Consider the following 25,757-nt stretch of genomic DNA (forward strand, 5'->3'; position numbering starts at 1 on the left):
ATGACTGCTATTGTTCCGCGCCTCACTGCCAGCTTCGACGACGCGCCCCTGACCCTGGTGCGTCGCCGTTGGCGGCCGGGCCTGTTGTTGCTGCTGTTGGTGGCGTTTGTCGGGTTGCCGTGGTTGGGCAACGACTATTGGCTCAACGCAATCCTGATTCCCTTCCTGGTGCTGTCGCTGGCGGGCCTGGGGCTGAACCTGTTGACGGGCTACACCGGCCAGACCTCGGTCGGCGCCGCCGGCTTCATGGCCGTGGGCGCGTTTGCCACCTACGGCCTGCTGCTGCGCGTGCCTGGCCTGCCGTTGCCACTGGCGCTGCTTGGCGGTGGGGTGATTGCCGGGTTGGTCGGGCTGCTGTTCGGCATTCCAAGTTCCCGGATCAAGGGTTTTTACCTGATGGTCACCACGCTGGCCTCGCAGTTCTTCCTGGAATGGGTGTTCGCCAAATTCCCCTGGTTCTACAACTACGCCTCGTCCGGCACCATCAGCGCGCCGCGCCTGGAGCTGCTCGGCCATAACCTGAGCAGCCCGGTCGGTCGCTATCTGTTGACCCTCAGTTGCGTGGTGCTGCTGACCTGGGTGGCGGTCAACCTGGTGCGCAGCCAGGTCGGCCGCAACTGGATGGCGATCCGGGACATGGACACCGCTGCGGCCGTGATCGGCATTGCCGTGGAGCGCGACAAGCGCATGGCCTTCGCCGTCAGTTCGTTCTACCTGGGCATCGCTGGGGCGCTGTGGGCGTTCGCCTATCTGGGAACGGCCAGCGCGGGCAGCTTCGACATCAATCGTTCGTTCCAGATCCTGTTCATCATCATTATCGGCGGCATGGGCAGCATCGCCGGCAGCTTCATCGGCGCGGCCTTCATTAGCCTCGTACCGATCCTGCTCAGCCATGCCGGGCAATGGCTGTTCAATGGCAACGTCGACGCCGGGCAATTGCAGAACCTGCAGAAGGTGCTCTTCGGCGGCTTGATTATTTGGTTCCTGATCAAGGAACCGGAGGGGCTGGCGCGCCTGCTCGGCGACCTGCGCGAACGCATCAGGGTCTGGCCGCTGCGGTTCTGAGCGCCGACCCACAACCCAACGAACCTTGACCCTACCGAGGGAAAGGAGGTTTTAACACTGCACAAGACCCCATCGAGAAGACAAACATGCACGCAACTTTTAAACGCAGCCTCGCTGCCATCAGCCTGGCATTGGGCGCCTGCGCGACGCTAGCACCGACTGCCCAGGCGGCCAACGAACAGTTCTTCCCGCTGGCCACCTACCGGGTCGGCGCCTATGCCTCCAGCGGCATTCCGGTGTGGGCCGGAATGATCGACTACCTGCGCTACATCAACGAGGTGGAAGGCGGTATCAATGGCGTGAAGCTGGTCTGGCAGGAGTGCGAGACCGAATGGACGGCGGAAAAGGGCATCGAGTGCTACGAGCGCTTCAAGAACGGCCTCAACGGCGCGCCGGTAGCGATCTACGCACCCAACGGCGCACCGGCGGCCTATGCCCTCGCGGACAAGGCCGAAGCCGACCGGATCCCGTTGATCACCCTGGGCTATGGCCGTACCGAGGCCACCGACGGCAGGGTGTTCCCCTACAACTTCCCGGCCATGCTGACGTTCTACAGCGAGGCCTCGGCGTTCATCAATTACGTGGCTGAGCGCGAGGGCGGGCTGGACAAGCTCAAGGGCAAGAAGATCGCCACCGTCTACCACGACTCGGCCTACGGTCGGGAAACCCAGGGGCCGCTGGCGCTGCTGGCGCAGAAGTATGGCTTCGAGAACATCCAGATCGCGGTGGCCGATCCGGGCAACGAACAGGCCGGGCAGTGGCGTCAGGTGCGGCAATTGAAGCCGGACTGGGTGTTTTTGCGGACCTGGGGGGTGTCCACGCCCGTGGCGATCAAGACCGCGGCGCGTTTCGGCTACCCGGTGGAGCGCATCGTCGGTGACATCTGGGCCAGTTCCAACGAAGACGTATTGCCGGCCGGTGAGGCGGGCAAGGGGTACCTGGCGCTGACACCTTATCCGGGCGGCGCCGACTTCGACATTCACCAACGCATCCGCCAGTACATCCTCGATACCGGCAAGAGCGACCTCAAGGACCCGAAGAGTTTCGGCAGCGTCTACTACAACTCCGGCCTGGTGAACGCCGCCATTGCCGTCGAGGCGATCCGTACCGGGCAGAAAAAATTCGGCAATCGTCCGCTCAACGGTGAGGAAGGTCGCTGGGGCCTGGAACACCTCGACCTGGATGACGCGCGTCTGAAGGAGATCGGTTTCCTTGGATTGATGCAGCCGCTGAAGTTGTCTTGCAGCGATCACGAAGGTGGCGGGGCCGCCAAGGTCCAGCAATGGGACGGCCAGCAATGGAAGCTGATCACCGACTGGGTCCAGGCCGACCGCGCGACGTTGCGCCCGCTGATCGATGCCAAGGCCGCCGAATACGCGAAGGAAAAGGGCGTGACCGCCCGCGACTGCGCGGCGCAATGACCGAGCTCACGACATACAACCGGGCGCATCCGCGCCCGAGGAGAAAGCACCCATGACCATTGCAGCCCTTGCCGCCACCACAAGCAGTGAGCTATTGGCGGTACACGACATCGAAGTGATTTACGACGGCGCGATCCTCGCCGTGGCCGGGGTTTCCCTGCGGGTCGGGCAGGGCGACATCGTTGCGCTGCTGGGCGCCAACGGGGCCGGCAAGAGCACCACGCTCAAGGCGATTTCCGGGTTGGTCCAGGCTGACCGCGCGCACGTCAGCCGTGGCCGGATCACTTTTCAGGGGCAGGATACCGCCGGCGTTGCAGCCAACCTGCTGGCCCGCCAGGGCATCGTCCACGTGCTGGAGGGGCGACATGTGTTCGCCCACCTGACCGTTGAGGAAAACCTGCGCAGCGGCGGTTTCCTGCGCAAGCCGACGCGCCGTGAGCTGGAGCAGGACCTGGAGCGCATCTACGCCTGGTTCCCGCGCCTGAAGACCAAGCGCAAGACCCAGGCCGGGCTGACCTCGGGCGGCGAGCAGCAGATGCTCGCCATCGGTCGGGCATTGATGACACGGCCTCGGCTGGTGCTGCTGGATGAACCTTCTATGGGGCTGGCGCCGATCCTCGTCGAGGAGATCTTCGCCATCGTCGCCCAGCTCAATGCCCAGGAAGGCATGAGCTTTCTGGTGGCCGAGCAGAACATCAACGTTGCCCTGCGCCATGCCACCTACGCCTACGTTCTGGAAAACGGTCGGGTGGTGGGTGAGGGCAGCGGTGCGGAGTTGGCGGCGCGGGAAGACATCCAGCATTTCTATCTGGGCGGCAAGACCGGTTGAGCGCGGGTGACGCCACTGTCTCGTGGGCAACAGTGAATCCGCAGTTTGCTGTTGCAGGGGCTTTTCCAGTCCTGTTTTCGGTTCGCAACTCATTGAATATAAAGAGTTTGCAGGGTTGGTACGGACTGTGCTCTGGCTGTGGATGAACCCGTTACGCAAGGAGCAGCACATGAGCCATTTATCAACCGTGGACCCGTCCCAGCAGCCTCGTCCGGCCCCTCGGCGCCCGGCCCATATCATTCGCAGCGACGCCGAGGCCATCGAGGTGGCGCAGCAGGTGGCCGAGGAATTCGCCCGTGAGGCCGCCCTGCGTGACCGCGAGCGACGGCTGCCCTGGGATGAACTCGAACGCTTTTCCGAAAGCGGCCTGTGGGCGATCAGCGTGCCGAAGGCCTACGGTGGCGCCGGGGTGTCCTATGTCACCCTCAGTGAGGTGATCGCCATCATTTCCGCGGCCGATTCATCCCTCGGCCAGTTACCGCAAAACCATTTCGGCGTGCTCAGCAATCTCGGCTTGACCGGCAGCGAAGAGCAGAAACAGCGCTACTACGCCAAGGTGCTCCAGGGGTATCGCTTCGGCAACGCGTTTTCCGAAGCGCGAAGCCAATACGTCACGACCTTCCAGACGCAGATCCGCTTCGACGGCGACACGGCGGTACTCGACGGCGAAAAGGCCTACTGCACCGGCGCATTGTTCGCCCATATCGTGCCGGTTGCCGGGGTGGACGAGGTGGGGCATGTGCACATCGCGCTGGTGCCGCGCGACGCCGCCGGGCTGACCGTGATCGACAGTTGGGACGGTTTCGGCCAGCGCATCACCGCCAGCGGCCAGGTGCGCATCGACGGTGTGCGAGTGCCTGCCATCGACGTGGTGCCGGCCTGGAAGGCCTATGACCAACCCACTTCCGACGGTCCGATCTCGCAGATCATCCAGGCTGCGGTGGACACCGGTATCGCCCGGGGGGCTTTCGCCGAGACTTTGCGCGTCGCCCGCCAGGCTCGCCCCTGGGTCGACAGCGGCCTGCAGTACGGTTGGCAGGACCCGCTTGGCCAGGCGCTGATCGGTGAACTGGCCTGGCGCCTGCAAGCGGCCGAGGCGATCTTGCAGCGCGGGGCCCAAGCCGTCGATCGCGCCGTCGCCGAGCCCAGTGAGGAACGGGTCGCCGAAGCGTCCGTGGTCGTCGGCCAGGCCAAGGTACTGTCGACCGAGATCGCCCTGGAGGCGTCGAGCCGTTTGCTGGAGCTGGGCGGCACGCGCAGCGTCTCGGCCAGCCAAGGCCTGGATCGGTTCTGGCGCAACGCGCGGACCCACACCCTGCACGACCCGGTGCGCTGGAAATATCACTTGGTCGGCAACCAGCTACTCAACGACATCAAGCCACAACGGCACTCTTGGAACTGAGGTATCGAGCATGTCAAATTCACATTCCCAAGGTCGCAGCGACCTCGCCCATGCCCGCCACGTCGAGGCGGCACTGCTCGACTACCTGCGCGGGCAGAGTGCACGACATGAAGCCCTGGTGGTCGCGACGGTCGGCGACCTGCGTATCCGCATCGACGCCGCCAATGCTTTGCTCGAACGCGCCAACACGTCCCAATCGACCGCCATTGCTTTTCGTCTGGCCGCTGCGGAGGCGGCGCGTGTGGCCGGTCATGCATATTTCGAGTTGGCCGGGCGCAGCTTGCCGCGGCCATTGCCGGACGCCGCCGAACCGGTGTTGCTGACCCAGCGACGGTTGCTGGGCGACCATTACCTCAACGGCGCGGCGTTGGCGGATGAGCAGGGAGGGCAGGCGTGAGCGGGTTTTGAGGTTGCGCGCCTGGGTATCGGGTCGAGTGAACCAGGCTCGTGTCGGCCTGGCTCAGTTTTAAAGGGCGTTTGCAGTGCTCGTTCAAGGCAACGCCGCTTCAACCAGTTCGATCCAGTGCCTGACAGGGGTTCGGCCGGCACCGTCAAGGTGGGTCTGGCAGCCGATATTGGCGGTGGCGATGACTTCGGGGTGTCCGCTTTCCAAGGCGTTTAGCTTGTTGTCCCGCAGTTGCCGGGACAGTTCGGGCTGGGTCAGCGAATAGGTGCCCGCCGAGCCGCAGCACAGGTGGCTGTCGGGCACCGGCGTCAAGTTGAATCCAAGTTCTTCCAGGATCGCTTCGACTGCGCCCCCAAGTTTTTGTGCGTGCTGCAACGTGCAGGGGCAATGAAAGGCCAGGCGCTGGTCGCTGTGTGCGCCGAGTTTATCGAGTGGTTCGTCGCGGAGTATTTCAACCAGGTCCTTGGCCAGGGCACTGACCCTTGCGGCTTTGTCGGCATACGCCGGATCGCTGCTGAGCAGGTGCCCGTAATCCTTGATGAAGGCGCCGCACCCGCTGGCGGTTTGCACGATGGCTTCGGCACCGCTTTCGATGGCCGGCCACCAGGCATCGATGTTGCGCCGGGCGCGGTCGAGGCCGGCGGCCTGGGCGTCCAGGTGATAATCCACCGCCCCGCAGCAGGCGGCCTCGCGAATCGGGACGAGGCTGATGCCCAATCGATCCAGTACCCGAGCGGCGGCTGCGTTGGTGTTGGGCGAGAGGCTCGGTTGTACGCAGCCTTCGAGCATGAGCACTTGCCGGTCATGGCGGGTGGTCGGTCGTGGCTTTGGTGGGCGCACATGGCGGGGCAGCTTGGCTTTCAGCGTGTCTGGCAGCAACGCGCGGAAAACCTGGCCGCCGCTCACCAACCCTTTGAACAGCCCGCGATTGGGCACCACGCTGCGCAACCCCTCGCGCAACAGGCGTTGGCCAAGTGAACGCGGGACTGCCGCATCGACCACCGCCCGGCCGATGTCCAGAAGGTTGTGATAATCGACGCCGGAAGGACAGGTGGTTTCGCAGTTGCGGCACGACAGGCAGCGATCCAGGTGTTCCTGGGTTTCGCGGGTCACGTCGCTGCCTTCGAGCACCTGTTTGATCAGGTAGATGCGCCCCCTCGGGCCATCCAGTTCATCGCCCAGCAACTGATAGGTCGGGCAGGTGGCATTGCAGAAACCGCAGTGCACGCAACTGCGCAGGATGCGTTCGGCTTCTTCGGCGCGGGGCAATTGGCGGGCGTCGTCGCTCAAGGTGGTCTGCATGGTTCAAAGCTCCGCGTACAGGCGACCGGGGTTGAAGAGGCCCCGTGGGTCGAGTTGCTGCTTCAGGTTCCGGTGGTAGCGCATCAATGCGTCGGGCAGCGGTTGGAAAGGATTGTCGGTCTGGCCAGGGGTATAACAGGTCACATGCCCGCCGGTTGGTTCGACGATCGAGCGGATGAAGGTCGCTTCGGCATCGGATTTTAGCCAGCGCTGGGCGCCGCCCCAATCGACCAGTTGAACGCCCGGCAGGGGCAGCCGAGGGGTGTTCGGCGGCAGGGAAAGGCGCCACAGGGAGCGGTCCTCGTCGAAGAAATCCAATCGATGTTCGTTCAACTCCTGCCAGTACGACGAGTCCAGCCGCTCGCCGCCCAGACGGTCGTGGGCCGCCGCCACCGAGCCTTCGCCACCTTCAAGCCTCAGGTGCAATCGTTGGCCATCGTGGCACGCGGCAGTGATCGGCAGCGGTTGCTGCCCCCATTCCGCCAGGCGCTGCAAGGCATGATTGACGTCCATCTCCAGGCTGATGCTCAAGGTCTGCCGTGGTTTTGGCAGGACCTTGAGAGACACTTCGGTCACTACGCCCAACGAGCCGTAGCTGCCGGCCATCAAGCGCGACAGATCATAGCCGGCGACGTTTTTCATGACCTCGCCGCCGAAGCGCAAGTGCTTGCCCTGGCCGGTGATGACCCGTGTGCCGAGGATGAAATCGCGCACCGATCCTGCCCAGGGGCGACGTGGGCCCGAGAGTCCGCAGGCAATCATGCCGCCCACCGTGGCGTTTTCACCGAAGGCGGGCGGTTCGCATGGCAGCATCTGCTGCGAAGCGTCGAGCACTTCGAACAATTCTGCCAATGGCGTACCGCCGCGAACGGTGATCACCAGTTCCGTCGGGTCGTAGCTGACGATGCCGCGGTGCGAGCGCGTGTCGAGTATTTCGCCTGCCACGCTGCGCCCGAGGAACGCCTTGCTGTTGGAGCCCCGGATGCGCAACGGGGTGGCGTTCTCCAGCGCCTGGTTGACCTGTTCCAGCAGCGCTGCGCTGTCATCGAAATCGTGTTCGCTGCCCATCAGAAACGCTCCAGCTCGGGGAAGGGCATCTGACCCATGTGGACATGCATGGCGCCAAACTCGGCGCAGCGATGCAGCGTCGGAATATTCTTCCCAGGGTTGAGCAGCCCGCTCGGGTCGAACGCAGCCTTCACGGCATGGAACACGGTCAGCTCATCGCTGTTGAACTGCGCGCACATCTGGTTGATCTTCTCGCGGCCCACACCGTGCTCACCGGTAATGCTGCCGCCGACCTTCACGCACAATTCAAGGATCTTGCCGCCCAGGGCTTCGGCGCGATCGAGCTCGCCCGGTTGATTGGCATCGAACAGGATCAGCGGATGCATGTTGCCGTCGCCGGCGTGGAAAACGTTGGCGACTCGCAGGCCGTATTCCGCCGATAGCGTCGCAATGGCCCGCAGCACGCCGGGCAATTCCCGGCGCGGGATCGTCCCGTCCATGCAGTAGTAATCGGGCGAGAGGCGGCCCACCGCAGGGAAGGCATTCTTGCGCCCGGCCCAGAAGCGCACGCGCTCGGCTTCATCGCGAGCCTGGCGGACTTCGGTGGCGCCGGCCTGTTGCAACACCTGGCGCACGCGGTTGCAGTCGTCGTGGACGTCGGCCTCCACGCCGTCGAGTTCACACAATAGAATGGCTTCGGCGTCCACCGGGTAACCGGCGTGAATGAAGTCTTCGGCGGCGCGAATGGCCAGGTTGTCCATCATTTCCAGGCCGCCCGGGATGATCCCGGCGGCGATGATGTCTCCCACGGCACGGCCAGCCTTTTCAACGGAATCGAAGGCTGCGAGCAGCACTTTGGCCGTTTGCGGCTTGGGCAACAGCTTGACCGTGACCTCGGTGATCACGCCGAGCATGCCTTCGGAACCGGTGAACAGCGCCAGCAGATCGAAACCGGGAGAGTCGAGGGCCTGGGAGCCCAGCGTCAGGTGTTCGCCATCGACGGTGAGGATGTCGACCTTGAGCAGGTTGTGCACGGTCAGCCCGTACTTGAGGCAATGCACGCCACCGGCGTTTTCCGCGACATTGCCGCCGATCGAACAGGCGATCTGCGAGGAAGGGTCCGGCGCGTAGTACAAGCCGAACGGCGCGGCCGCCTGGGAGATCGCCAGGTTTCGCACGCCCGGTTGAACCCGTGCGGTACGGGCGGCGGGGTCGATGTGGAGGATGTTGTTGAAGCGCGCCATCACCAGCAGCACGCCTTTTTCCAACGGTAGGGCACCGCCGGACAAACCGGTGCCCGCGCCACGGGCGACGACGGGCACCTTGCGCTCGTGGCAGAGACGAAGCACGCCTTGAACCTCCTCGATGTGGCGCGGCAGCACCACCAGCATGGGCGTGGTGCGGTAGGCGGAGAGCCCGTCGCATTCGTACGGTTTGAGCGCTTCGCGCTGGTGGAGGATTTCCAGATCGGGAAGCTGTGCTTGCAGGGCCTGCATCAGCGCGTTCTTGTCGACGTCAGGCAGGACGCCGTCGACCTTTTCATCGTAGAGAATATTCATCGTTCGTAGCGAGACTCGGTTGTTTTTATTAGAGGTCTGTTCCGATACGGCTGACTTGCATCATTGGCCCGAGGCGTTCTACTGTCCATGTGTTGTTGGACTGGTCGAACCAGTTCTTCGACCCTGTTCTTCTGGTTCGTTTGGAAAAATCAAGGAAATACAGCGAGCTATGACTGTGCTTGAACAGATTTGAATCCGACGACAACACTGGTCATACCAGTTGGAGATTCGATGGAAAGCTTCGAGACGAGCCGTAACCCGCAAGTCGCCGACGTGGTCTGCGAGCGCATCGAGCGCCTGATTGTCGATGGCGTGCTCAAGAGCGGGCAATTGTTGCCTTCGGAGCGGCGGTTGACGGAAAAGCTCGGCGTCTCTCGTACCGCGCTTCGCGAGGGACTGAAGCTGTTGCGCGCCCGCGGGATCATCAAGACCGAGCAGGGCAAGGGGTCATTCGTGGCCGACCTGTCGGGGCATGGCTTGGCGTCGCCGCTGATGCACCTGTTCAGCTCGCAGCCACGCACACTCTATGATTTGTTCGAGGTGCGCAGCCTGCTCGAAGGCGAGTCCGCGCGCCTGGCGGCCTTGCGCGGTACCGAGGCTGATTTCGTACTGATCACCCGCAGCTACGAGGCCATGCTCGATGGCCATAGCCGTCCGTTGGAGGCCAGCGTCCACGCCCGGCTCGACCATGCGTTTCACCTGGCGATCTGCGAAGCCTCGCATAATCCGGTGTTGGTGCAGACCTTGCGTTCGTTGACGGACTTGCTGCTCAGCTCGGTGTTTGCCTCGGTCAACAACCTCTACCACCGTGTACCGCAAAAGCGCCAGATCGACCGCCAGCATGCACGGCTCTACAACGCCGTCACCGGCCGCCTGCCAGAGCAGGCGCGCAAGGCGGCCATCGCCCATATCCAGAGCATCTGCGAAAACCTCAAGGAAATCGAAAACGAAGAGCAACGCCTGGTGCGCGCCACGTTGCGGCTGGAGGGGTGGGCGTAGAGGCAGCCGTTGGGCAGGTGCCGAGCTGGTACGCCATTCTCCTGTAGGAGCGAGCCTGCTCGCGAAGGCGGCGGCACATTCAACATAGATGCAAGCTGATCCACTGTTTTCGCGAGCAGGCTCGCTCCGACAAGGGATGAGTGGTGGACACTGATCTTATAAACGGCCCAAAAACCCATGTGGGAGCGAGCTTGCTCGCGATGGCGGAGTGTCAGTCAAAAAATACGTAACTGACCGGACGCCTTCGCGGGCAAGCCCGCCCGCAGTTGTTTTGGGGTGGTTTCAAGGTTTGCGTAGAGGCGGGATCGGGCTGAAATGTGGCTACTGCCATTCAACGAGCAATATCACTCGCCACCGCCAGACCGGGCAAGCGCCTCCAGAACCTCAATCGCCCGCTGCGCATCTTCCCGGCCCACGAAGATGTGGTCGTGGTAGTAAGCCGCGATGACGTTGCAACTGATGCCCGCGTTGCCCAAGGCTGTAGCGAAGGCTGCGGTCAAGCCGACGGCATCCAGGGCGGAATGCACCGTCAAGGTGATCCAGGCGGCGACGTATTCGAAGTGCAGGCCCAGGGCCTGGGCCCTGTTGCGCTCGATGATGACGGTCAGGCCTTCTTTTTCGCGGAAGCTCCCCAGTATTTCCTCGCCTTTGACGAGGTCCATGTCGGTGACGCAACAGAAGACATAATCTCCTTCGTTGAGCGTCGGGCTCATTCCGCGGAGCAATTTCGCAATCGATTTCTCGCCTGACATGTCGGTTCACCGTTCGATGGGTAAGGGGGCATTTTGCCGAAGTACGCCGGCGAGTGTTGTCGAAACGGGAACCACCTGCAACTACCTGCCTCCAGGGACCGAAGGAAGCATGAATCCAAGCACTTCGTCCATCAAAAGCTCTGGCACTTCCTCCGCGATGTAATGCCCCGACGGCAACGCCTTACCTCGCACGTTGGTCGCGACTTTTTGCCATTCGCCAAGCGGATCGAAGCAACGGCCCACAACGCCGTCCGCTCCCCACAAGGCCAGCAACGGCGTTGAGAGCTTTCGCCCGGCTTGCCGGTCGCTCCGGTCGTGCTCCAGATCAATGCTGGCGCTTGCGCGGTAGTCTTCGCACAAACCATGAGCGGTGCCAGGGAGTGCCAGGCAGCGCAAGTACTCGGCAAAGGCTGAGTCGGTAAAAGGCGCCATGCCAGCGCTGCGGGTGCCCATGACGCTGCGCAGATAAAGCTCCGGATCCGCCTCGATCAGCGTTTCGGGAAACGGAGCAGGTCGGATCAAGAAGAACCAATGCCAATAGGCGCGGGCGAATGCTTCGTTGGTTTGTTCGTACATCGCCAGGGTCGGCGCGATATCCAACGTGATCAGGCGCTTCACCGCGTCCGGATGATCCATGGCCATGCGATGGGCGACACGTGCGCCTCGGTCATGCGCCAGCAGGTCAAATTTCACGAATCCCAGCGCGCGCATAAGCTCGAGCCCGTCCAGGGCCATTTGCCGCTTGGAATAGGCGAGGTGCTCGGCGTCGCCTGCCGGTTTGTCGCTGTCACCGTAGCCACGAAGATCGGCCGCGACCACGGTGAAATGCTCCGCCAGGGGTTCGGCGATCTTGTGCCACATGACGTGAGTCTGGGGATGCCCGTGGAGCAGCAGCAGGCCTTGGCCGCTCCCGCCTTTGCGGTAGTTGACGGTGATGCCGTTGACTTGGCATCGGCCCGATTCAAATGAGGCGAACATCGCTTGGCTCTCCTGCTGATGGTTGCGCTTATTGTAGGGCGCGCGTGCTCGGGTACTAAGGCATGGCGTGTGGCGGCTTTCTTCACGAATCGTGTGCAACCTGACTCACCTCTGGCACAGCTGTCGCGGCAGGTGCGACAACTGTCGCACGTCTGCAGCACCCGTGACACGAGCTGAAAGCCCCGCAGGGCGGGGCCTGCAAAGTGTTCTCAAACGGTGGCATGGGGGTTGCTCCTCTTCTGGTGCGCAGCGCAATGGCTTCGCTACTAATAAGAACCAGGAGTCCCCCATGACACAGATTGGCCTCGCCGTGCCTACTGCTTCTCGGACCGCGCCCCTTCGCGTTCCTCTCAAGACGTTGTTTGTCGTGCTGGCGCTTACCTTCCATACCGTCCCGAGCTGGGCGCAGGACATGCCGGCGAATGTCGACGGCAAGCGCATCATCGCCGCCGACCAGGAACCCGGTAACTGGATGAGCACTGGGCGCACCTACGACGAGCAACGCTACAGCCCGTTGAAGAAAATCAGCGACCAGAACGTCGGCCAGCTGGGTCTCGCCTGGAGCTATAAGCTGGACTTGGATCGCGGTGTCGAGGCCACGCCTATCGTGGTCGATGGCGTGATGTACACGACCGGTCCGTTTTCGGTGGTCTACGCCTTGGATGCGCGCGACGGCAAGTTGATCTGGAAGTACGACCCCAAGTCCGACCGCAACCGCGCCGGCGAGGCCTGTTGCGATGCGGTCAACCGGGGCGTCGCGGTGTGGAAGGGCAAGGTTTATGTGGGCGTGCTCGATGGTCGCCTGGAGGCCATCGATGCCAAGACCGGCCAGCGCGCCTGGTCGGTGGATACCCGGGCCGATCACTCGCGTAGCTATACCATCACCGGCGCCCCGCGGGTGGTCAACGGCAAAGTCGTGATCGGCAACGGCGGCGCCGAGTTTGGCGTACGCGGTTATGTCACCGCCTACGACGCCGAGACCGGCAAGCAGGCCTGGCGCTTCTTCACGGTACCGGGTGACCCCAAGCTGCCGCCGGAGGACAAGGCCATGGCCATCGCCGCCAAGACCTGGCACGGCGATGCCTACGTGGCCCAGGGCGGTGGCGGCACGGCCTGGGACTCCTTCGCTTTCGACCCGGACTTGAACCTGCTCTACATCGGCGTCGGCAACGGATCGTTGTGGGACCCGAAATGGCGGAGCCAGGCCAAGGGCGACAACCTGTTCCTGTCGTCCATCGTCGCGGTCAACGCCGATACGGGCGAGTACGCCTGGCATTACCAGACCACGCCGGGGGACGCCTGGGACTACACCGCCACCCAGCACATGATCCTCGCGGAACTGCCGATTGACGGAAAGCCGCGCAAGGTGCTGATGCAAGCGCCGAAGAACGGGTTCTTCTACGTGATCGACCGCGCCACGGGTGAGCTGTTGTCCGCCAAGGGCATCGTGCCTCAGAGCTGGACCAAGGGCATGGACATGAAGACGGGTCGGCCCATTGTCGATGACGAGAATGCAGCGTACTGGAAGGACGGCAAGCGCAAACTGGTCACGCCGGCGTTCTGGGGCGCCCATGATTGGCAGCCGATGTCCTACAACCCGAACACCGGTCTTGTGTATATCCCGGCGCACATCATGTCCGCCTATTACGAGCACATCCCCGAGGCGCCAAAGCGCAACCCGTTCAAGAGCATGTACCAACTGGGCCTGCGCACCGGGATGATGCCGGAGGACGCCGATGGGCTGTTAGAAATGGCCAAGGGCTGGTCGGGCAAGCTGATCGCCTGGGACCCGGTGAAGCAAAAACCGGCCTGGGAAGTGCCCTATGTGACGATCTTCAACGGCGGCACCTTGAGCACCGCCGGCAACCTGGTGTTCGAGGGCAGCGCCGACGGCCGGGTGATTGCCTATGCGGCCGACAGTGGCAAGAAACTCTGGGAGCAACCGGCGGCCAGCGGCGTCATGGCCGCGCCGATTACCTACAGCGTGGACGGTGAGCAGTACGTGACGTTCATGGCCGGGTGGGGCGGTGCCTTCTCGACCTTTGCCGGTGCCTTGTCCTTGCGTGCCGGGGTCCGGCCGTTTTCTCAAGTGTTGACCTACAAACTGGGCGGCACGGCGAAACTCAACGAGCCGGCACCGCTCGCCGACACCCCGAAACCGCCGCCCTTGACCGGTGACCTCGCCGCAGTGGACGCCGGCGGCAAGCTCTACGACGGCTATTGCTCCCAGTGCCACGGCATTCATGCGGTCAGCGGCGGCGTGCTACCGGACCTGCGCAAGTTGACGGCGGAAAAACACCAGATGTTCCTCGGCATTCTCTACGGCGGTCGTGTGCCGGACGGCATGCCGTCTTTTGCCGACGCCTTCACGCCGGAACAGGTGGAGCAGATTCATCAGTACCTGATCAAGCGCGCCCATGACCTGCAGCAGGAAGGCGGCGTCTGGAAAACCTTCACCGCCAAATGAATGTCCCTGCATCGTTCTGAAACTGACCGTGAGAGCTAGCACATGACTGAGATCACCGATTACCAGAATTTCATTGCCAACGCCTTCATTCACAGCGACCCAAGCATTGAGGTGCACAACCCGGCCAACGGCCGTTTGCTGGCACGGGTGCCCGAGGCCAGCGGCGAGCAGGTTGAGGCCGCCATCGCCGCTGCGCGCAAGGCGCAAAAAAGCTGGGCCGCCCGCCCGGCCATCGAGCGCGCCGGCTACCTGCGCAAAATTGCCAGCAAAGTGCGCGACAACGCCGAACGACTCGCCCATATCATCACCGCCGAGCAGGGCAAAGTGCTGGGATTGGCGCGGGTAGAGGTCAACTTCACAGCCGATTACCTGGACTACATGGCCGAGTGGGCACGGCGCCTTGAAGGTGAGGTCTTGACCAGCGACCGCGCCGGCGAAAGCATCTTCCTGCTGCGCAAGCCCTTGGGCGTGGTGGCCGGCATCCTGCCGTGGAACTTCCCATTCTTCCTGATCGCTCGCAAGATGGCGCCGGCGCTGGTAACCGGCAATACCATCGTGATCAAGCCCAGCGAAGAAACGCCGATCAACTGCTTCGAGTTTGCCCGCCTGGTGGCCGAGACCGACCTGCCGGCTGGGGTGTTCAATGTCGTCAGCGGCACGGGGGCGACCGTGGGGCATAACCTGACCCGCCATGCCGGCATCGACTTGATCAGCTTCACCGGCAGCGTCGGCACCGGCTCGCGGATCATGGCCGCGGCGGCGCCGAACATCACCAAGCTCAACCTGGAACTCGGCGGCAAGGCGCCGGCCATCGTGCTGGCGGACGCCGACCTGGACCTCGCGGTCAAGGCGATCACGGCTTCGCGGGTGATCAACACCGGGCAAGTCTGCAACTGCGCCGAGCGGGTGTATGTCGAGCGCAAGGTCGCCGATCAGTTCATCGAGCAGATCGCCGCCGCGATGGCCGCGACCCGCTACGGCGACCCGTTGGCCGAGGACAATCTGGACATGGGGCCGCTGATCAACCAGGCGGCGCTGGACAAGGTCGCGCGGATGGTCACCATTGCCAAGGAGCAGGGGGCCGAAGTGGTCACGGGCGGCGCGGTGGCTGGCAAGGGCCAGGGCTTCCATTACCAGCCGACGGTGCTGGCCGGGTGTGGCGGCGAGATGGCGATCATGCGCCAGGAGATCTTCGGCCCGGTGCTGCCGATCCAGATTGTCGAAGACCTGGACGAAGCCATCGCCCTGGCCAATGACAGCGAATACGGCCTGACGTCATCGATCTACACCCGCAGCCTGACTGCTGCCATGCGCGCGAGCAACGAGCTCGATTTCGGCGAAACCTACATCAATCGAGAGAACTTCGAAGCGATGCAGGGCTTCCATGCCGGGGCGCGCAAGTCCGGCATTGGCGGCGCGGACGGCAAGCATGGTTTGTATGAATACACCCACACCCACGTAGTCTACATCCAGGTTTGATCGGGCGAGAAAAGTGCCGGCGCCCGCGAGGGCGCCAGCATTTTCATGGACGTATCAGAACTGGTCGTTGGGCGCGACGACGCCGTGCTTTTTCATCTTGCGGTACAGCGTGGAGCGAGAGATGCCCAGGTCGGTGGCGGCGGCACTGATGTTCCAGCGATGCTGGCGCAAGGTCGCGAGCAGGCAACGGGACTCTTCGTCGCCCAACTGTTCGCCCAGGTTGCCGGACACCGGTTGGGTGTAGGCGGGCAGTGCCAGCCTCTGTGGCATCAGCACTTCGCTGGGCAAACAGTCCAGGTCGATGACGCCGTTTTCAGCCAGGGCCACCGCGTAGCGCAGGCTGTTGAGGAGTTGGCGGATATTGCCAGGCCAGTGGTAATCGAGCAGGCATTGGCGGGCATCTGCTTTGAGGCGTAGCGCGCGAGTTTCGTCCTGGGCCGCGAGCAACTGCTCGATCAGCGCGGCGCGGTCACTGCGTTCGCGCAGGGCGGGCAATGCCAGGTTCATGCCGGCGAGACGATAGAACAGGTCTTCGCGAAAGCGCTTCTCGCCGATCATGGTCGGCAGGTCCTGGTGAGTCGCCGATATCACCTGGACGTCCAGCGTCACCGGCACTTCAGCCCCCAGCGGCGCGATTTCCCGCTCCGCCAGCACCCTCAGCAAGCGGGTCTGCAGATGGGCGGGCATGTCGCCGATCTCATCGAGAAACAGCGTGCCGCCATTCGCCAGTTCCAATTTGCCCTTCATGCCTTTTCGGTTCGCGCCGGTAAAGCTGCCGGCGCGATAGCCGAACAGCTCGCTCTCGATAAGGGTCTCCGGGATGGCGGCACAGTTGAGTGCGACGAAAGGCCCGGCGCGACGTTGGCTGGCGTGATGGATCGCGCGGGCAAAGGCTTCCTTGCCGGTGCCGGTCTCGCCGGTAATCAAGATCGGGATGCCTTTGTCGATCACCTTGCGCACCCGCCGGACGCTCTGCTGCAGTTGGGGGTCGAGGCCGGCGAGTTGCTGCAGGTCCGGATGAGCGTCAAGGGCAGGGCGGGCGATGGGGCGCGGGCGGTGCTGTTGAGAGGGTATTCGCAGGCCGACCTCCAGCAACGCTTCGTCCCGAAGACCACGCAACCGCACGCCTTGGGCGCCTCCGTTGGTGAGTTTGAGCAACTCATCCATTGTGGTGGGAAGGAGGCGATCGATGGCTATGCCCAGCAATGCCGGCCCCTCAGCCAGGTCCCAGGCAACAAATGCGGCACGGTTGGCGCCGATGATGCGACCGCTTTCATCGAGAGCCAACAACTGTTCATTGGCCAGGTCGGCAATTTCGTCGAGGGGTTTCAAGGACAAGGTCAAGCGGTCGCGGTAGCTCTGGCGAAAATGCGCATTCTCGATCAGGCGCGCGTACATGATCACCAGTTGCAGCGTCAGGTATTGGCTTTCCCGAGGTCCCGCGCTGTTCATGCAAGTCGCATTCAAGCAGCCGCGCAGCAAGCCCTGGGCATCGAAGATGGGCGCCACCGAACAGCTCAGGCTGAAATTGGCCGCCAGGAAATGCTCTTCCCGATGAATGATCAACGGTTGCGCGGCTGCCAGCGTGGTGCCAATGCCATTGGTGCCCACCACCGATTCCTCCCACTGCGCACCCACCACCAGCCCTGATTGGGTATAGATATCGTGCTGGTCAGGCAATCGCGAATCCAGGGTGATGCCGCGCTCGTCGCTCAGCAGCACGGCAAAGCCGGCGGGCACCACGCGCCGGGCCAGACCGCTGACGCCCTGGCTGGCGATGGAAAGATACTGCTGGTGCTGTTCCTGATGACGACGGATGTCCTCGGCGCTGAGGATGTTCTTGCGGCTCGCCGCGCCGGGGTCGAGCCGGTGCTCCACGACGCTGCGGTACCAGGACCGCGCAATGACGCCATCGGGCTTCAGGCCGCGTCCGGCAAAATGATCGTTGACGAAGGCCGCCAGTTCGCTGGGGATCGGCTGCGCGCTGTGCAGGGTCATGAAAGGCTCCCATCGGGCGTGACGCCCGCGCAGGGCTTTCACGGCAATCTTGTTATTAGGGGATGGTCTCTGCGTTGCAGATAACTACCATAGACGCTGGCGCGCAAGTTTTCACCGTTGTATTGCCGGTTGGGATCGCGCTTCGTCACCTCCTCAAAAATGTTTTCAACGCCCGGACGATGTCGCAGGTCGATTGATCCGCGATGCATCTGGTGTTTCCCAAGGCCCACTCCAATTTCCCTCGCGTGCGACGTTTCCTGGCGTGGATGGAAAGTGAGTTGGGGCAGGGCTTCGCGTATTGACTGATCAGGGTTCCCTTGGGCAGTGACGACCGACGTCTCAGTGCCCCTGATTGTTCCTGATCAGCTCATAAGCCCGGCGCACCAGCGCATTGACGGTATTGGGCCGGATCCATAGGTAATACGTCACATCCGGCAGCCGTGGCAGTCCATCGTTTTCACCCAGCACGCGCATGTCCGGGCCGAGCATTTCCATGCTGCGGGGCGTGACGCCCAGGCCGGCGCGGGTGGCCGCCTTGATGCCAATAAGGTTCGAGGCCAGGTAGGCCTGGCGCCATGGAATATTGGCGCGTTCGAGGGCCTCCAGGGCGTAGCGCCGATAGATGCTCGGCTCATCCACCAGGATCAATGGCAGGGGTTCGCCGGGATTGTGGAGGTACTGCGCCGAACAGATCCACCACACCGGCGAGGTGCGCAAGGCGAAGCCTTCCAGGTTCGGGTCCTGGCGCGTGGAAATCACCATGTCGACTTTGCCCCGATGCAGGTCGTCCATCAGGAAGGGGCTGCGGCCAACATCGATCTCAAGGCGCAGGCGCGGAGCCGAGCGGGCGATGTGGCTGAGAATCGGCGGCAGGATGGTATCGGCTATGTCGTGGGGCGAGCCGATGCGCAACACGCCGCTGAGGCTGCTTTCGCGCAGGGAATTGAGCGCGTCGTCATTGAGCGAAAGCATCTGCCGCGCATGCCGTAGCAATTGCTGGCCCGCTTCGGTGAGCTGTTTTTGCCTCCCGCGTTTTTCGAACAGCGTGACCCCGGCCTGTTGTTCCAGGCGTTGCATATGCTGGGTGACTGAAGATTGCGTGCGGGCCAGTTGGATGCCTGCTTCGGCAAAGCTGTGATGATCGACCACGGCGATGAAGGTGCGCAGTAATTCGAGATCCAAGGTCGACATGGTCATCGCTTCATATCAAGGCTGAAAGGCTAAACATTACAGAACTTTATATAATGCGTGCACTGCTTCCGCTCGATATGTCATTCAGGCCCATGCAAATGGGGTTATTCGTTTTTCGTTAGGAAACCAAACCTGGCGAGTTATAACGATATTAGATATTTGAATTTCCGTTGGCTTCGGGCGGTACCTAGGATGCCCACTCATCAGGTCGGGGTACGCCGATCATCCATGAGGGGAATTTCCATGTCACTTGAGCGCTCACCCATAAAACGCTTGCTGCCTGTCCTGCTGGGCGCCTTGGTCTCGTTGTCGACCGTCAGCCTTGTCCATGCCGATGCCACGCTGGACAAGATCGAACAACGCCACACGTTGGTGGTGGGCGTGTTGTTGTCCGGTGGACCGTTCGGCGGTATCGATCCCGCTACCCAGAAACCTCGCGGCTTCAATGTCGATCTCGCCCAGGAACTGGGCCGGCAACTCGGCGCCGAAGTGCAGTTGGTGCCGGTGCTTCCCGCCAACCGCGTGCAGTTCTTGCAGCAGGGCAAGGTCGACCTGCTGATTGCCAACATGGAATGGACCGCCGAGCGCGGTGAAATCCTCGGCTTCGTGCCCACGCCGTTCTACCGCGTCGGCGGCACTGCGGCAGTGCTCAAGGACAGCAAGATCAGCCGCTGGGAAGACTTGAAGAATCAACCGGTCTGCATTTCCCAGGGCAGCAGCTACATCAAGCCGCTCATCGAGCTGGGCGTCGAGATCAAGGCCTTCAAGAGTTCCTCGGAATCGCTCCTGGCACTGCGGGGCAACAATTGCGTCGCTGCTGTACACGACGCCACGCTGATCAATCCGCTGGTTGCCGATAACGCCGAATGGCAGGGCTACCGCGCCCTGAGTCCGGAGTTGAACCCGGCGCCCTCGGTGGTCTGGACGCGCAAAGGCGAAAGCGACACCCAGGCCAAGCTCGACCCGATCATCCAGCAATTGCACCGCAGCGGCTGGCTGATCGACGCCCAGACCCGCCACCGCATTACCCCGGCATCACCGGCCCTGGTGGAATTGCAGAAGCAGTTCCAGGCCAACGGCGCCTGAGATCCTCGTGCCTGCCTCCCTCCCAACGACCCACCCCGACGCTCAAGGTAATCGCCCATGACCCCTTGGCTGGAGCAATTCGTCCACTGGAGCGCCGGGCTCGGCCTCAACTATCAGTTTTTGCTCGATGCCTATCAGCGCGGCGCGCTGGGGCAGGGCGCGTTGACCACCTTGCTGTTGTGCCTGCTGACCATCGTCGGCAGCCTGCTGGCGGGCGTCGGCCTGGCGGCGATGTTGACCTCGGGCAAGCCCTGGCTCACGGGGCCTGCGCGGGTGTTTGTCGAAGTCACCCGCAACACACCGACCCTGGTGCAGCTGTACTGCGCGTTCCTGGTGTTGAATATGCTGCTGACCGAGGCCGTCGGCGCGGCCAACCCGCTGACACCCTTTGCCTGGGTGGTGATCGTGATCTCGCTGCACAAGGGCGCGTTCCACGCCGAGGCACTGCGGGCTGGCATCGAAGCCGTACCCACGGTGACGCTGGAGGCGGCCAGTTCGCTGGCGTTCAACCCCCGTCAATTGTTATGGAACGTTCAACTGCCATTGGCCCTGCGTTTCGCCTTGCCGGCACTGATCAATAACCTGATCGACCTGGTGAAGATGACCGCGGTGGCCTCGGCCATCGCCGTGGGCGACATCACCTACGCGGCCATCATGATCTGGACCCAGAGCGATAACGTGCTGGAGTTGATGATCGTGATCCTGGGGTTTTTCGGCCTGCTGAGTTTCACCGTCAATTGCGTGGGGCGCTGGCTCGAAGCGCGCCTGAGGATGCCCGGCTATGGCCATTGATTCGTCCGTCGTCCTGCCCCGGGCTTGGCCGCGTCGCCATGTCGGCAAGTTGCTACTGGGGATGGGCGCGTTGTGCGGGCTGGTGTATTTCGCGCAACACAGCCCAGTGTTCAAGGCTTTGCTGCAGTGGGCTCCCGCCTTGGCCGCCGGGTTCGGCCAGAACATTCTGATCAGCCTGTTGGCCATCGGGTCGGGCTCCGTGGCGGGGCTGCTGGTCGGTGCCATGGTGCTGTCGCCTCTGCGCCTGCTGCGCTGGCCGGCGCGGCTCTGGGTGCAGGTCTTTCGCAACGCGCCTTGGCTGGTGCTGATCTATTTCACCACCTATGTGTTCCCGTTCGAGATTCGTATCGGCAGTGCCTATGTCGCGTTCCCCGACTGGGTCAAGGTCACGCTTGGCCTGGCCCTGCCGGCCAGCGCCAATGTCGCGGAGATCTTCCGTGGCGCCATCGCCTCGATCCCCAGCACTCAATGGGAAGCCGCGCGGTCCCTCGCGTTCAGCCGTGGGCAGATCTTCCGCTCGATCATTCTGCCGCAGTGCTTCAAGCGCATGTTGCCGCCATGGATGAACCTCTACGCAGTGATCACCATGGGCACTGCGCTGGCCTCGCTAGTGGGCGTGCATGACGCGATCGACACCGCGCAGATCGCCAGCAACACCGTGAGCCTGACCGGGTTCACCGTGCTGATCTACCTGAGCCTGCTGGTGCTGTTCTTTGCCTATTGCTATCCGATTTCCCGCCTCACCCAATACCTGGAGCGACGTTATGCCTTCTATTGAAACCGTCGCCGAGCCCTTGGTCCGCCTGCGCGACCTGCACCTTTCGTTCGGCGGCAACTCGGTGCTCAAGGGCATCGACCTGGACGTGCGCCGTGGCGAGGCCGTGTCGATCATCGGCCCGTCCGGCTCGGGCAAGTCGACGATCCTGCGTTGCGTCACCGGCCTGTTGCAGCCCCAAAAGGGCAGCATTCGCGTCGGTGCCACCGAGGTCCACACCCTAGCCCATGAGGCCCAGCGCATCGAGCTGCGCAAGCGCGTGGGGTTCGTGTTCCAGCAGTACAACCTGTTCCCGCATCTGTCGGTGCTGGAGAACCTGGTGATCGCGCCGCGAAAGGTCTTGGGCCGCCATCGAGCCGACGCCGAGAAAGACGCCCGCGCCTTGCTCGCCAAGGTGCGCATGGAACACAAGGCGGATGCCTATCCGGGGCAGCTGTCGGGCGGCCAGCAACAACGGGTGGCGATCGCCCGTGCCCTGGCGATGCGTCCGGAGCTGATTCTGTTCGATGAAGTGACCTCGGCCCTGGACCCGGAAACCGTCGGCGAGGTGCTGACAGTGATCCGCGAGTTGACCGAAGAGGGCATGACCTGTGTGTTGGTGACCCACGAGATGCGCTTCGCCGAGGAAATCAGCGACATCGTCTATTTCACCGAGAACGGTGTGATCGTCGAGCACGGCAGCGCCGCGCGGATTTTCCAGCACCCCACCAGCGAGCGCACCCGGGAGTTTCTGCGCCATGCCCTGGGTGATCCGGGGCGGCGACCGCCTATCGCCGCTGATCCGTACCTGTTGACCAACCTGAGTCGCTACAGCCTGTCCGTCTGACTTTTCCGTTAAGCAAGGAGCCCGCCCCATGAGTATTTTCAAGCGTCCCGATGTCATCGAAGACTTCCTGCAGACAGTGCGCGTGATCCACCAGCGCGGTGTGGATCGCGCGGCCTTGGAAGAGATCGTTGCCCTCCTGGAAGGCCTGGCCGAGCGCCGTGACCTGTTCAACTTCGACGCGTTCCCCGCGCCGGTTCCAGGGCAGGGCAGCACGGCGTTCCGCTATCGCCTCAATGACGATGGCGACACCCCGACCCTTTACCTCAATTCGCTGTTGCCAGGCAAAAGCACGATCCCTCACAACCATGAGACGTGGGCGATCATCAGCGCCGTCGAAGGCCAGGAAATCAACTATGTCTATCGGCGCGATGATGAAGGTCCCGAGCCGGGCTACACCACGTTGCACTTGGAAAAAGAAGTCGTCGTGCAGCCGGGAACGTCCATCGCATTTCTGGGCGAGGACGTGCATGGAATCCGCGTGGCCGGCGAGCAACCGACCCTGCATTTCCATCTCTATGGCTTGCCGCTGGAATCGCTCAACGGCCGTTACGGCGTTGAAGCGGACGGGCGCATCCTCAATTACAACGCCTCGCAAATGGCACCGTCGATCAAGGCCTATGCCCACTGACGCCGCCCTTGAATTCCAGTCATCCATTTCTTCCGGCGGGACTCCCATGAGCCAGACCGTAACTCCCCAGCAACTGCAACAGTGGTTGTTCGACGGGCAGGAAATCGCCCTGTTTGATGTGCGCGAGCACGGCCAGTATGGCGAAACCCATCTGTTTTTCGCGGTGAACCTGCCCTATAGCCGCCTGGAGCTGGACGCTCGGCGGCTGGCACCCAACCCCAAGGTTCGGTTGGTTGTTCATGACCAGGATGGCACAGACCTCGCAGTGCGCGCGGCGCAACGCCTGCGGGCATTGGATTACGTGAACGTGCACATCCTGGCGGGCGGCGCCGATGGCTGGCAGGCCGCCGGCTATCAGCTGTTCGCCGGTGTGCATGTGCCCTCCAAGGCGTTTGGCGAGCAGGTGGAAGCGGTGCGTCACACCCCTCACGTCACTGCCCGCCAACTGGCGCAATGGCAAGCCGAGGGTGAACCGCTGGTGATCCTCGACGGCCGACCGCTGGAGGAGTATCGCAAGATGACCATTCCCGGTTCGATCTGTTGCCCGAATGGTGAATTGGGCTACCGCGTGCGCGACTTGGTAGCGGACGAACAAACCCCCATCGTGGTCAACTGCGCCGGCCGGACCCGCAGCATCATCGGTGCCCAGACACTGATCGACCTGGGTTTGAAAAACCCGATCTATGCCCTGGAGAACGGTACGCAAGGCTGGGACCTGGAAGATTTCCAGCTGGAACATGGCAGCGAGCGTCGGTATGCCGAAGAGGTGTCGGGCAGCACGTTGCCGGAACAGCGCTTGGCGGCGACACGACTGGCCGCGCGGGCTGGGGTGCCTGCCGTCGGGGCTGCCGAGGTCGAGCGGTGGGCAGCGGACGCCGGGCGCAGTCTGTTTCTCTGCGATGTGCGCACCGCCGAGGAGTTCGCCGCCGGCACGTTGCCGGGCGCGCAACACACCCCGGGCGGGCAGTTGATCCAATCCACCGATCTGTATGTGGGGGTGCGCCAGGCGCGGGTGGTGCTGTTCGACCACGACGGTGTGCGTGCACCGATCATCGCCAGTTGGCTGCGGCAACTGGGGCACCAGGCTTTTGTCCTATCAGATGGGTTGAGTAGTGGCTTGGTTTTGCCGGCTCCAGCTATCGTCACGCCTGAAAGGCTGCCGCTGATCAGCGTGCAGGCCTTGGCCGATGCCCTGAAGGATGACGCGGTGGCCTTGATCGACCTGCGTTCGAGTCGGGCGTATCGCCACGGGCATATTGCCGGGGCGCGCTGGTCGATCCGGCCATTACTGTCGCGTGCGCTGGCGGGGGAGCAGCGGCCACTGGTGCTGGTGGCCGATGACCCTCGGCTGGCGGCGTTGGCGGCACTGGAGCTACCGCACGCGCAAGTCCGCTTGCTGGAGGGCGGCCCTGATGCCTGGCGTTCGGCGGGCCTGTCGCTACGAGAAGGCGTGGACACGCTGCCGGATGAACAGTGCATCGATTTTCTGTTTTTTACCCACGACCGTCACGCGGGTAACAAGGATGCAGCGCGCCAATACCTGGCTTGGGAGATCGGCTTGCTGGCGCAGATGAGTGCCGATGAAATCGCCAGCCTCAAGCCATTGCACGGACCGCTTCTAGGCGCTGTCGATGAACGACTTCGCACCCGTCTGATCCATGGCGCGCGCGCCGAAAAGGGCAGCGGTGCCAGAACCGTCAACGTACCGGTCAGCCGTTTGAGCACGGTGCTGTTCGACAACCTCGCACAGATGCGTGACGCCCGTTCCCGGCGCGACAGCGAGCGCGTCCTGACGTATGGCGCCCGTGGCAATCCGACGGCCTTCGCACTGGAAGACCTCGTCACTGAATTGGAGGGTGGCTATCGCACCCGGCTGTTCGGCACCGGGTTGGCCGCCGTGGCGCAAACCTTCCTGGCCTACCTGCGGCCCGGCGATCATGTGCTGATCACCGATGCGGTCTATGCCCCGGTACGGCGCGTGGCACGGGATTTCCTCGAAGCCTTCGGCGTAGCGGTCGAGTACTTCGCTCCCGACGGCAGCGACCTGCTCGGACGGCTGCGAGCCAACACCAAGATGGTCTACACCGAAGTGCCCGGCTCACTGTTGTACGAGCTATGCGACTTGCCAGCCATCGCCGCACTCTGCAAATCCCGCGGCATCTTGCTGGCCGTGGACAACACCTGGGGCTCGGGCGTGCTGTACCGGCCACTGGCGTTGGGCGCCGACATCTCGATCATGGCCCTGACCAAATACCTGGGTGGCCATAGCGACGTGGTGATGGGCAGCGTTTGCACACGGCAGGAGGCGTGGCCGGCACTCGCGGCCATGAGTGACACCTTCGGCAATACCGTCAGCCCGGATGACGCTTACCTGGTCCTGCGCGGCGCCCGTACCCTGGCTCCACGCCTGGAGACGCATGAGCGCCAGGCATTGGAGATCGCCCATTGGTTGCAGGCGCAACCGCAGGTCAAGCGGGTCTTCCATCCGGCACTGCCCGAGCATCCCGGTCACAGGTTGTGGCAACGGGATTTCAAGGGCAGCAACGGGTTGCTGTCCTTCGAGCTCCGCGAGAAGGACGACGCTTGCCTGGAACGCTTCATCGACGCTTTGCAGGTGTTCGGGTTGGGGGCGTCCTGGGGCGGGTTCGAGAGCCTGGTGACGGTCGCTGACACCCAGGATCGGAACAGTGCCGAGGACCGGGCGTTGAATCCGGTGGTCCGGTTGCATGTCGGGTTGGAGGACGTCGGGGTATTGATCGAGGATTTGCAGCGGGGGTTTGCAGCCGCTGGTTGA

Annotated in this window: 21 protein-coding genes and 1 pseudogene; 15 read left to right on the forward strand and 7 right to left on the reverse strand. The window is 63.1% G+C overall.

All coding sequences use genetic code 11. The features are described from left to right. The 5 genes from FHK92_RS00540 (at position 1) to FHK92_RS00560 (ending at position 5,114) form a co-directional block, all read left to right on the forward strand. On the forward strand, positions 1-1,065 hold the full coding sequence (locus FHK92_RS00540; RefSeq protein WP_181286299.1) for a branched-chain amino acid ABC transporter permease: 1,065 nt from the start codon (positions 1-3) through the stop codon (positions 1,063-1,065). 86 nt (positions 1,066-1,151) lie between these two features. After that, entirely contained in the window at positions 1,152-2,486 is a 1,335-nt protein-coding gene (locus tag FHK92_RS00545; RefSeq protein WP_181286300.1) for an ABC transporter substrate-binding protein, read from the forward strand. A 52-nt stretch (positions 2,487-2,538) separates the two neighbouring features. Then, complete coding sequence (locus FHK92_RS00550) at positions 2,539-3,315, forward strand: ABC transporter ATP-binding protein (protein ID WP_181286301.1); 777 nt, start codon at positions 2,539-2,541, stop codon at positions 3,313-3,315. Positions 3,316-3,484: 169 nt separating this feature from the next. Beyond that, positions 3,485-4,717: an SfnB family sulfur acquisition oxidoreductase gene (locus FHK92_RS00555; protein ID WP_181286302.1), complete on the forward strand. Its 1,233-nt coding sequence runs from the start codon at positions 3,485-3,487 to the stop codon at positions 4,715-4,717. Between the two features lie 10 nt (positions 4,718-4,727). Continuing rightward, entirely contained in the window at positions 4,728-5,114 is a 387-nt protein-coding gene (locus tag FHK92_RS00560) for a hypothetical protein (RefSeq protein WP_181286303.1), read from the forward strand. Positions 5,115-5,207: 93 nt separating this feature from the next. Here the strand turns inward: FHK92_RS00560 and glcF are convergent, their stop codons facing one another. Genes glcF through glcD form a run of 3 tightly spaced genes read right to left on the reverse strand, consistent with a single transcriptional unit; the run spans position 5,208 to position 8,992 of the window. After that, on the reverse strand, positions 5,208-6,425 hold the full coding sequence (gene glcF / locus FHK92_RS00565; protein WP_181286304.1) for a glycolate oxidase subunit GlcF: 1,218 nt from the start codon (positions 6,423-6,425) through the stop codon (positions 5,208-5,210). Positions 6,426-6,428: 3 nt separating this feature from the next. Beyond that, positions 6,429-7,493, reverse strand: coding sequence for a glycolate oxidase subunit GlcE (gene glcE, locus FHK92_RS00570; protein WP_181286305.1), 1,065 nt, complete (start codon positions 7,491-7,493; stop codon positions 6,429-6,431). Further along, positions 7,493-8,992 carry a glycolate oxidase subunit GlcD gene (glcD, locus tag FHK92_RS00575; RefSeq protein WP_181286306.1) on the reverse strand — a complete coding sequence of 500 codons (1,500 nt, stop codon included), beginning with the start codon at positions 8,990-8,992 and terminating at the stop codon, positions 7,493-7,495. Before glcD ends, glcE begins: the two co-directional genes overlap by 1 nt. 231 nt (positions 8,993-9,223) lie before the next feature. Here glcD and glcC point away from each other — a divergent pair, with 231 nt between their 5' ends. Beyond that, a complete protein-coding gene (glcC, locus tag FHK92_RS00580) occupies positions 9,224-9,991 on the forward strand; it encodes a transcriptional regulator GlcC (RefSeq protein WP_181286307.1) in 768 nt (255 codons plus the stop codon). A 344-nt stretch (positions 9,992-10,335) separates the two neighbouring features. On the opposite strand, the gene FHK92_RS00585 is transcribed toward glcC, so the two are convergent. Both FHK92_RS00585 and FHK92_RS00590 read right to left on the reverse strand, forming a co-directional pair. Beyond that, complete coding sequence (locus FHK92_RS00585; RefSeq protein ID WP_181286308.1) at positions 10,336-10,743, reverse strand: ACT domain-containing protein; 408 nt, start codon at positions 10,741-10,743, stop codon at positions 10,336-10,338. 81 nt (positions 10,744-10,824) lie between these two features. Next, entirely contained in the window at positions 10,825-11,721 is an 897-nt protein-coding gene (locus FHK92_RS00590; protein ID WP_181286309.1) for an alpha/beta fold hydrolase, read from the reverse strand. Positions 11,722-12,010: 289 nt separating this feature from the next. Between FHK92_RS00590 and FHK92_RS00595 the strand changes: the two genes are divergently transcribed. Together FHK92_RS00595 and aldA are read left to right on the forward strand one after the other, a co-directional pair. Further along, positions 12,011-14,188 (forward strand): PQQ-dependent dehydrogenase, methanol/ethanol family, encoded by a 2,178-nt coding sequence (locus FHK92_RS00595; RefSeq protein WP_181286310.1) that lies wholly within the window; start codon positions 12,011-12,013, stop codon positions 14,186-14,188. Between the two features lie 42 nt (positions 14,189-14,230). Beyond that, a complete protein-coding gene (aldA, locus tag FHK92_RS00600) occupies positions 14,231-15,667 on the forward strand; it encodes an aldehyde dehydrogenase (RefSeq protein WP_181286311.1) in 1,437 nt (478 codons plus the stop codon). 54 nt (positions 15,668-15,721) lie between these two features. On the opposite strand, the gene FHK92_RS00605 is transcribed toward aldA, so the two are convergent. Continuing rightward, positions 15,722-17,665, reverse strand: coding sequence for a sigma-54-dependent Fis family transcriptional regulator (locus tag FHK92_RS00605; RefSeq protein WP_181286312.1), 1,944 nt, complete (start codon positions 17,663-17,665; stop codon positions 15,722-15,724). A gap of 197 nt (positions 17,666-17,862) precedes the next feature. Here FHK92_RS00605 and FHK92_RS27685 point away from each other — a divergent pair. After that, positions 17,863-17,967, forward strand: a pseudogene (locus FHK92_RS27685) (LysR substrate-binding domain-containing protein); the annotation flags it as partial. Positions 17,968-18,004: 37 nt separating this feature from the next. On the opposite strand, the gene FHK92_RS00610 reads toward FHK92_RS27685, so the two are convergent. Beyond that, positions 18,005-18,856, reverse strand: a complete 852-nt coding sequence (locus FHK92_RS00610; RefSeq protein WP_181286313.1) for a LysR substrate-binding domain-containing protein — start codon at positions 18,854-18,856, stop codon at positions 18,005-18,007. 243 nt (positions 18,857-19,099) lie between these two features. Here FHK92_RS00610 and FHK92_RS00615 point away from each other — a divergent pair, with 243 nt between their 5' ends. The 6 genes from FHK92_RS00615 to metC are packed head-to-tail and all read left to right on the forward strand — an operon-like array spanning position 19,100 to position 25,757. Further along, positions 19,100-19,942 (forward strand): transporter substrate-binding domain-containing protein, encoded by an 843-nt coding sequence (locus tag FHK92_RS00615; protein ID WP_181286314.1) that lies wholly within the window; start codon positions 19,100-19,102, stop codon positions 19,940-19,942. Between the two features lie 57 nt (positions 19,943-19,999). Then, the gene (locus tag FHK92_RS00620; protein ID WP_181286315.1) at positions 20,000-20,734 is read left to right on the forward strand and encodes an amino acid ABC transporter permease; all 735 of its coding nucleotides are present in this window, start codon (positions 20,000-20,002) and stop codon (positions 20,732-20,734) included. Continuing rightward, positions 20,724-21,512 carry an amino acid ABC transporter permease gene (locus FHK92_RS00625; protein ID WP_181286316.1) on the forward strand — a complete coding sequence of 263 codons (789 nt, stop codon included), beginning with the start codon at positions 20,724-20,726 and terminating at the stop codon, positions 21,510-21,512. The genes FHK92_RS00620 and FHK92_RS00625 overlap by 11 nt, the downstream gene beginning before the upstream one ends. Further along, a complete protein-coding gene (locus FHK92_RS00630; RefSeq protein ID WP_181286317.1) occupies positions 21,499-22,335 on the forward strand; it encodes an amino acid ABC transporter ATP-binding protein in 837 nt (278 codons plus the stop codon). The genes FHK92_RS00625 and FHK92_RS00630 overlap by 14 nt, the downstream gene beginning before the upstream one ends. 28 nt (positions 22,336-22,363) lie before the next feature. After that, positions 22,364-22,963, forward strand: coding sequence for a cysteine dioxygenase family protein (locus FHK92_RS00635; RefSeq protein WP_181286318.1), 600 nt, complete (start codon positions 22,364-22,366; stop codon positions 22,961-22,963). Positions 22,964-23,009: 46 nt separating this feature from the next. After that, positions 23,010-25,757 carry a cystathionine beta-lyase gene (gene metC / locus FHK92_RS00640; protein WP_181286319.1) on the forward strand — a complete coding sequence of 916 codons (2,748 nt, stop codon included), beginning with the start codon at positions 23,010-23,012 and terminating at the stop codon, positions 25,755-25,757.

Origin of the sequence: Pseudomonas brassicacearum subsp. neoaurantiaca (assembly GCF_013608025.1) — a bacterium.
In the GTDB taxonomy this organism is placed as follows: Bacteria; Pseudomonadota; Gammaproteobacteria; order Pseudomonadales; family Pseudomonadaceae; genus Aquipseudomonas.

Excerpts from the sequence above, each read along its gene's own strand:
- FHK92_RS00585 (WP_181286308.1), bottom strand. The coding sequence starts at position 10,743 with ATGTCAGGCGAGAAATCGATTGCGAAATTGCTCCGCGGAATGAGCCCG.
- glcF (WP_181286304.1), bottom strand. The coding sequence starts at position 6,425 with ATGCAGACCACCTTGAGCGACGACGCCCGCCAATTGCCCCGCGCCGAA.
- FHK92_RS00610 (WP_181286313.1), bottom strand. The coding sequence starts at position 18,856 with ATGTCGACCTTGGATCTCGAATTACTGCGCACCTTCATCGCCGTGGTC.
- FHK92_RS00605 (WP_181286312.1), bottom strand. The coding sequence starts at position 17,665 with ATGACCCTGCACAGCGCGCAGCCGATCCCCAGCGAACTGGCGGCCTTC.
- FHK92_RS00560 (WP_181286303.1), top strand. The coding sequence starts at position 4,728 with ATGTCAAATTCACATTCCCAAGGTCGCAGCGACCTCGCCCATGCCCGC.
- FHK92_RS00590 (WP_181286309.1), bottom strand. The coding sequence starts at position 11,721 with ATGTTCGCCTCATTTGAATCGGGCCGATGCCAAGTCAACGGCATCACC.
- FHK92_RS00595 (WP_181286310.1), top strand. The coding sequence starts at position 12,011 with ATGACACAGATTGGCCTCGCCGTGCCTACTGCTTCTCGGACCGCGCCC.
- glcE (WP_181286305.1), bottom strand. The coding sequence starts at position 7,493 with ATGGGCAGCGAACACGATTTCGATGACAGCGCAGCGCTGCTGGAACAG.
- glcD (WP_181286306.1), bottom strand. The coding sequence starts at position 8,992 with ATGAATATTCTCTACGATGAAAAGGTCGACGGCGTCCTGCCTGACGTC.
- FHK92_RS00620 (WP_181286315.1), top strand. The coding sequence starts at position 20,000 with ATGACCCCTTGGCTGGAGCAATTCGTCCACTGGAGCGCCGGGCTCGGC.
- FHK92_RS00635 (WP_181286318.1), top strand. The coding sequence starts at position 22,364 with ATGAGTATTTTCAAGCGTCCCGATGTCATCGAAGACTTCCTGCAGACA.
- metC (WP_181286319.1), top strand. The coding sequence starts at position 23,010 with ATGAGCCAGACCGTAACTCCCCAGCAACTGCAACAGTGGTTGTTCGAC.
- glcC (WP_181286307.1), top strand. The coding sequence starts at position 9,224 with ATGGAAAGCTTCGAGACGAGCCGTAACCCGCAAGTCGCCGACGTGGTC.
- FHK92_RS00625 (WP_181286316.1), top strand. The coding sequence starts at position 20,724 with ATGGCCATTGATTCGTCCGTCGTCCTGCCCCGGGCTTGGCCGCGTCGC.
- FHK92_RS00550 (WP_181286301.1), top strand. The coding sequence starts at position 2,539 with ATGACCATTGCAGCCCTTGCCGCCACCACAAGCAGTGAGCTATTGGCG.
- FHK92_RS00555 (WP_181286302.1), top strand. The coding sequence starts at position 3,485 with ATGAGCCATTTATCAACCGTGGACCCGTCCCAGCAGCCTCGTCCGGCC.
- aldA (WP_181286311.1), top strand. The coding sequence starts at position 14,231 with ATGACTGAGATCACCGATTACCAGAATTTCATTGCCAACGCCTTCATT.
- FHK92_RS00615 (WP_181286314.1), top strand. The coding sequence starts at position 19,100 with ATGTCACTTGAGCGCTCACCCATAAAACGCTTGCTGCCTGTCCTGCTG.
- FHK92_RS00545 (WP_181286300.1), top strand. The coding sequence starts at position 1,152 with ATGCACGCAACTTTTAAACGCAGCCTCGCTGCCATCAGCCTGGCATTG.
- FHK92_RS00540 (WP_181286299.1), top strand. The coding sequence starts at position 1 with ATGACTGCTATTGTTCCGCGCCTCACTGCCAGCTTCGACGACGCGCCC.
- FHK92_RS00630 (WP_181286317.1), top strand. The coding sequence starts at position 21,499 with ATGCCTTCTATTGAAACCGTCGCCGAGCCCTTGGTCCGCCTGCGCGAC.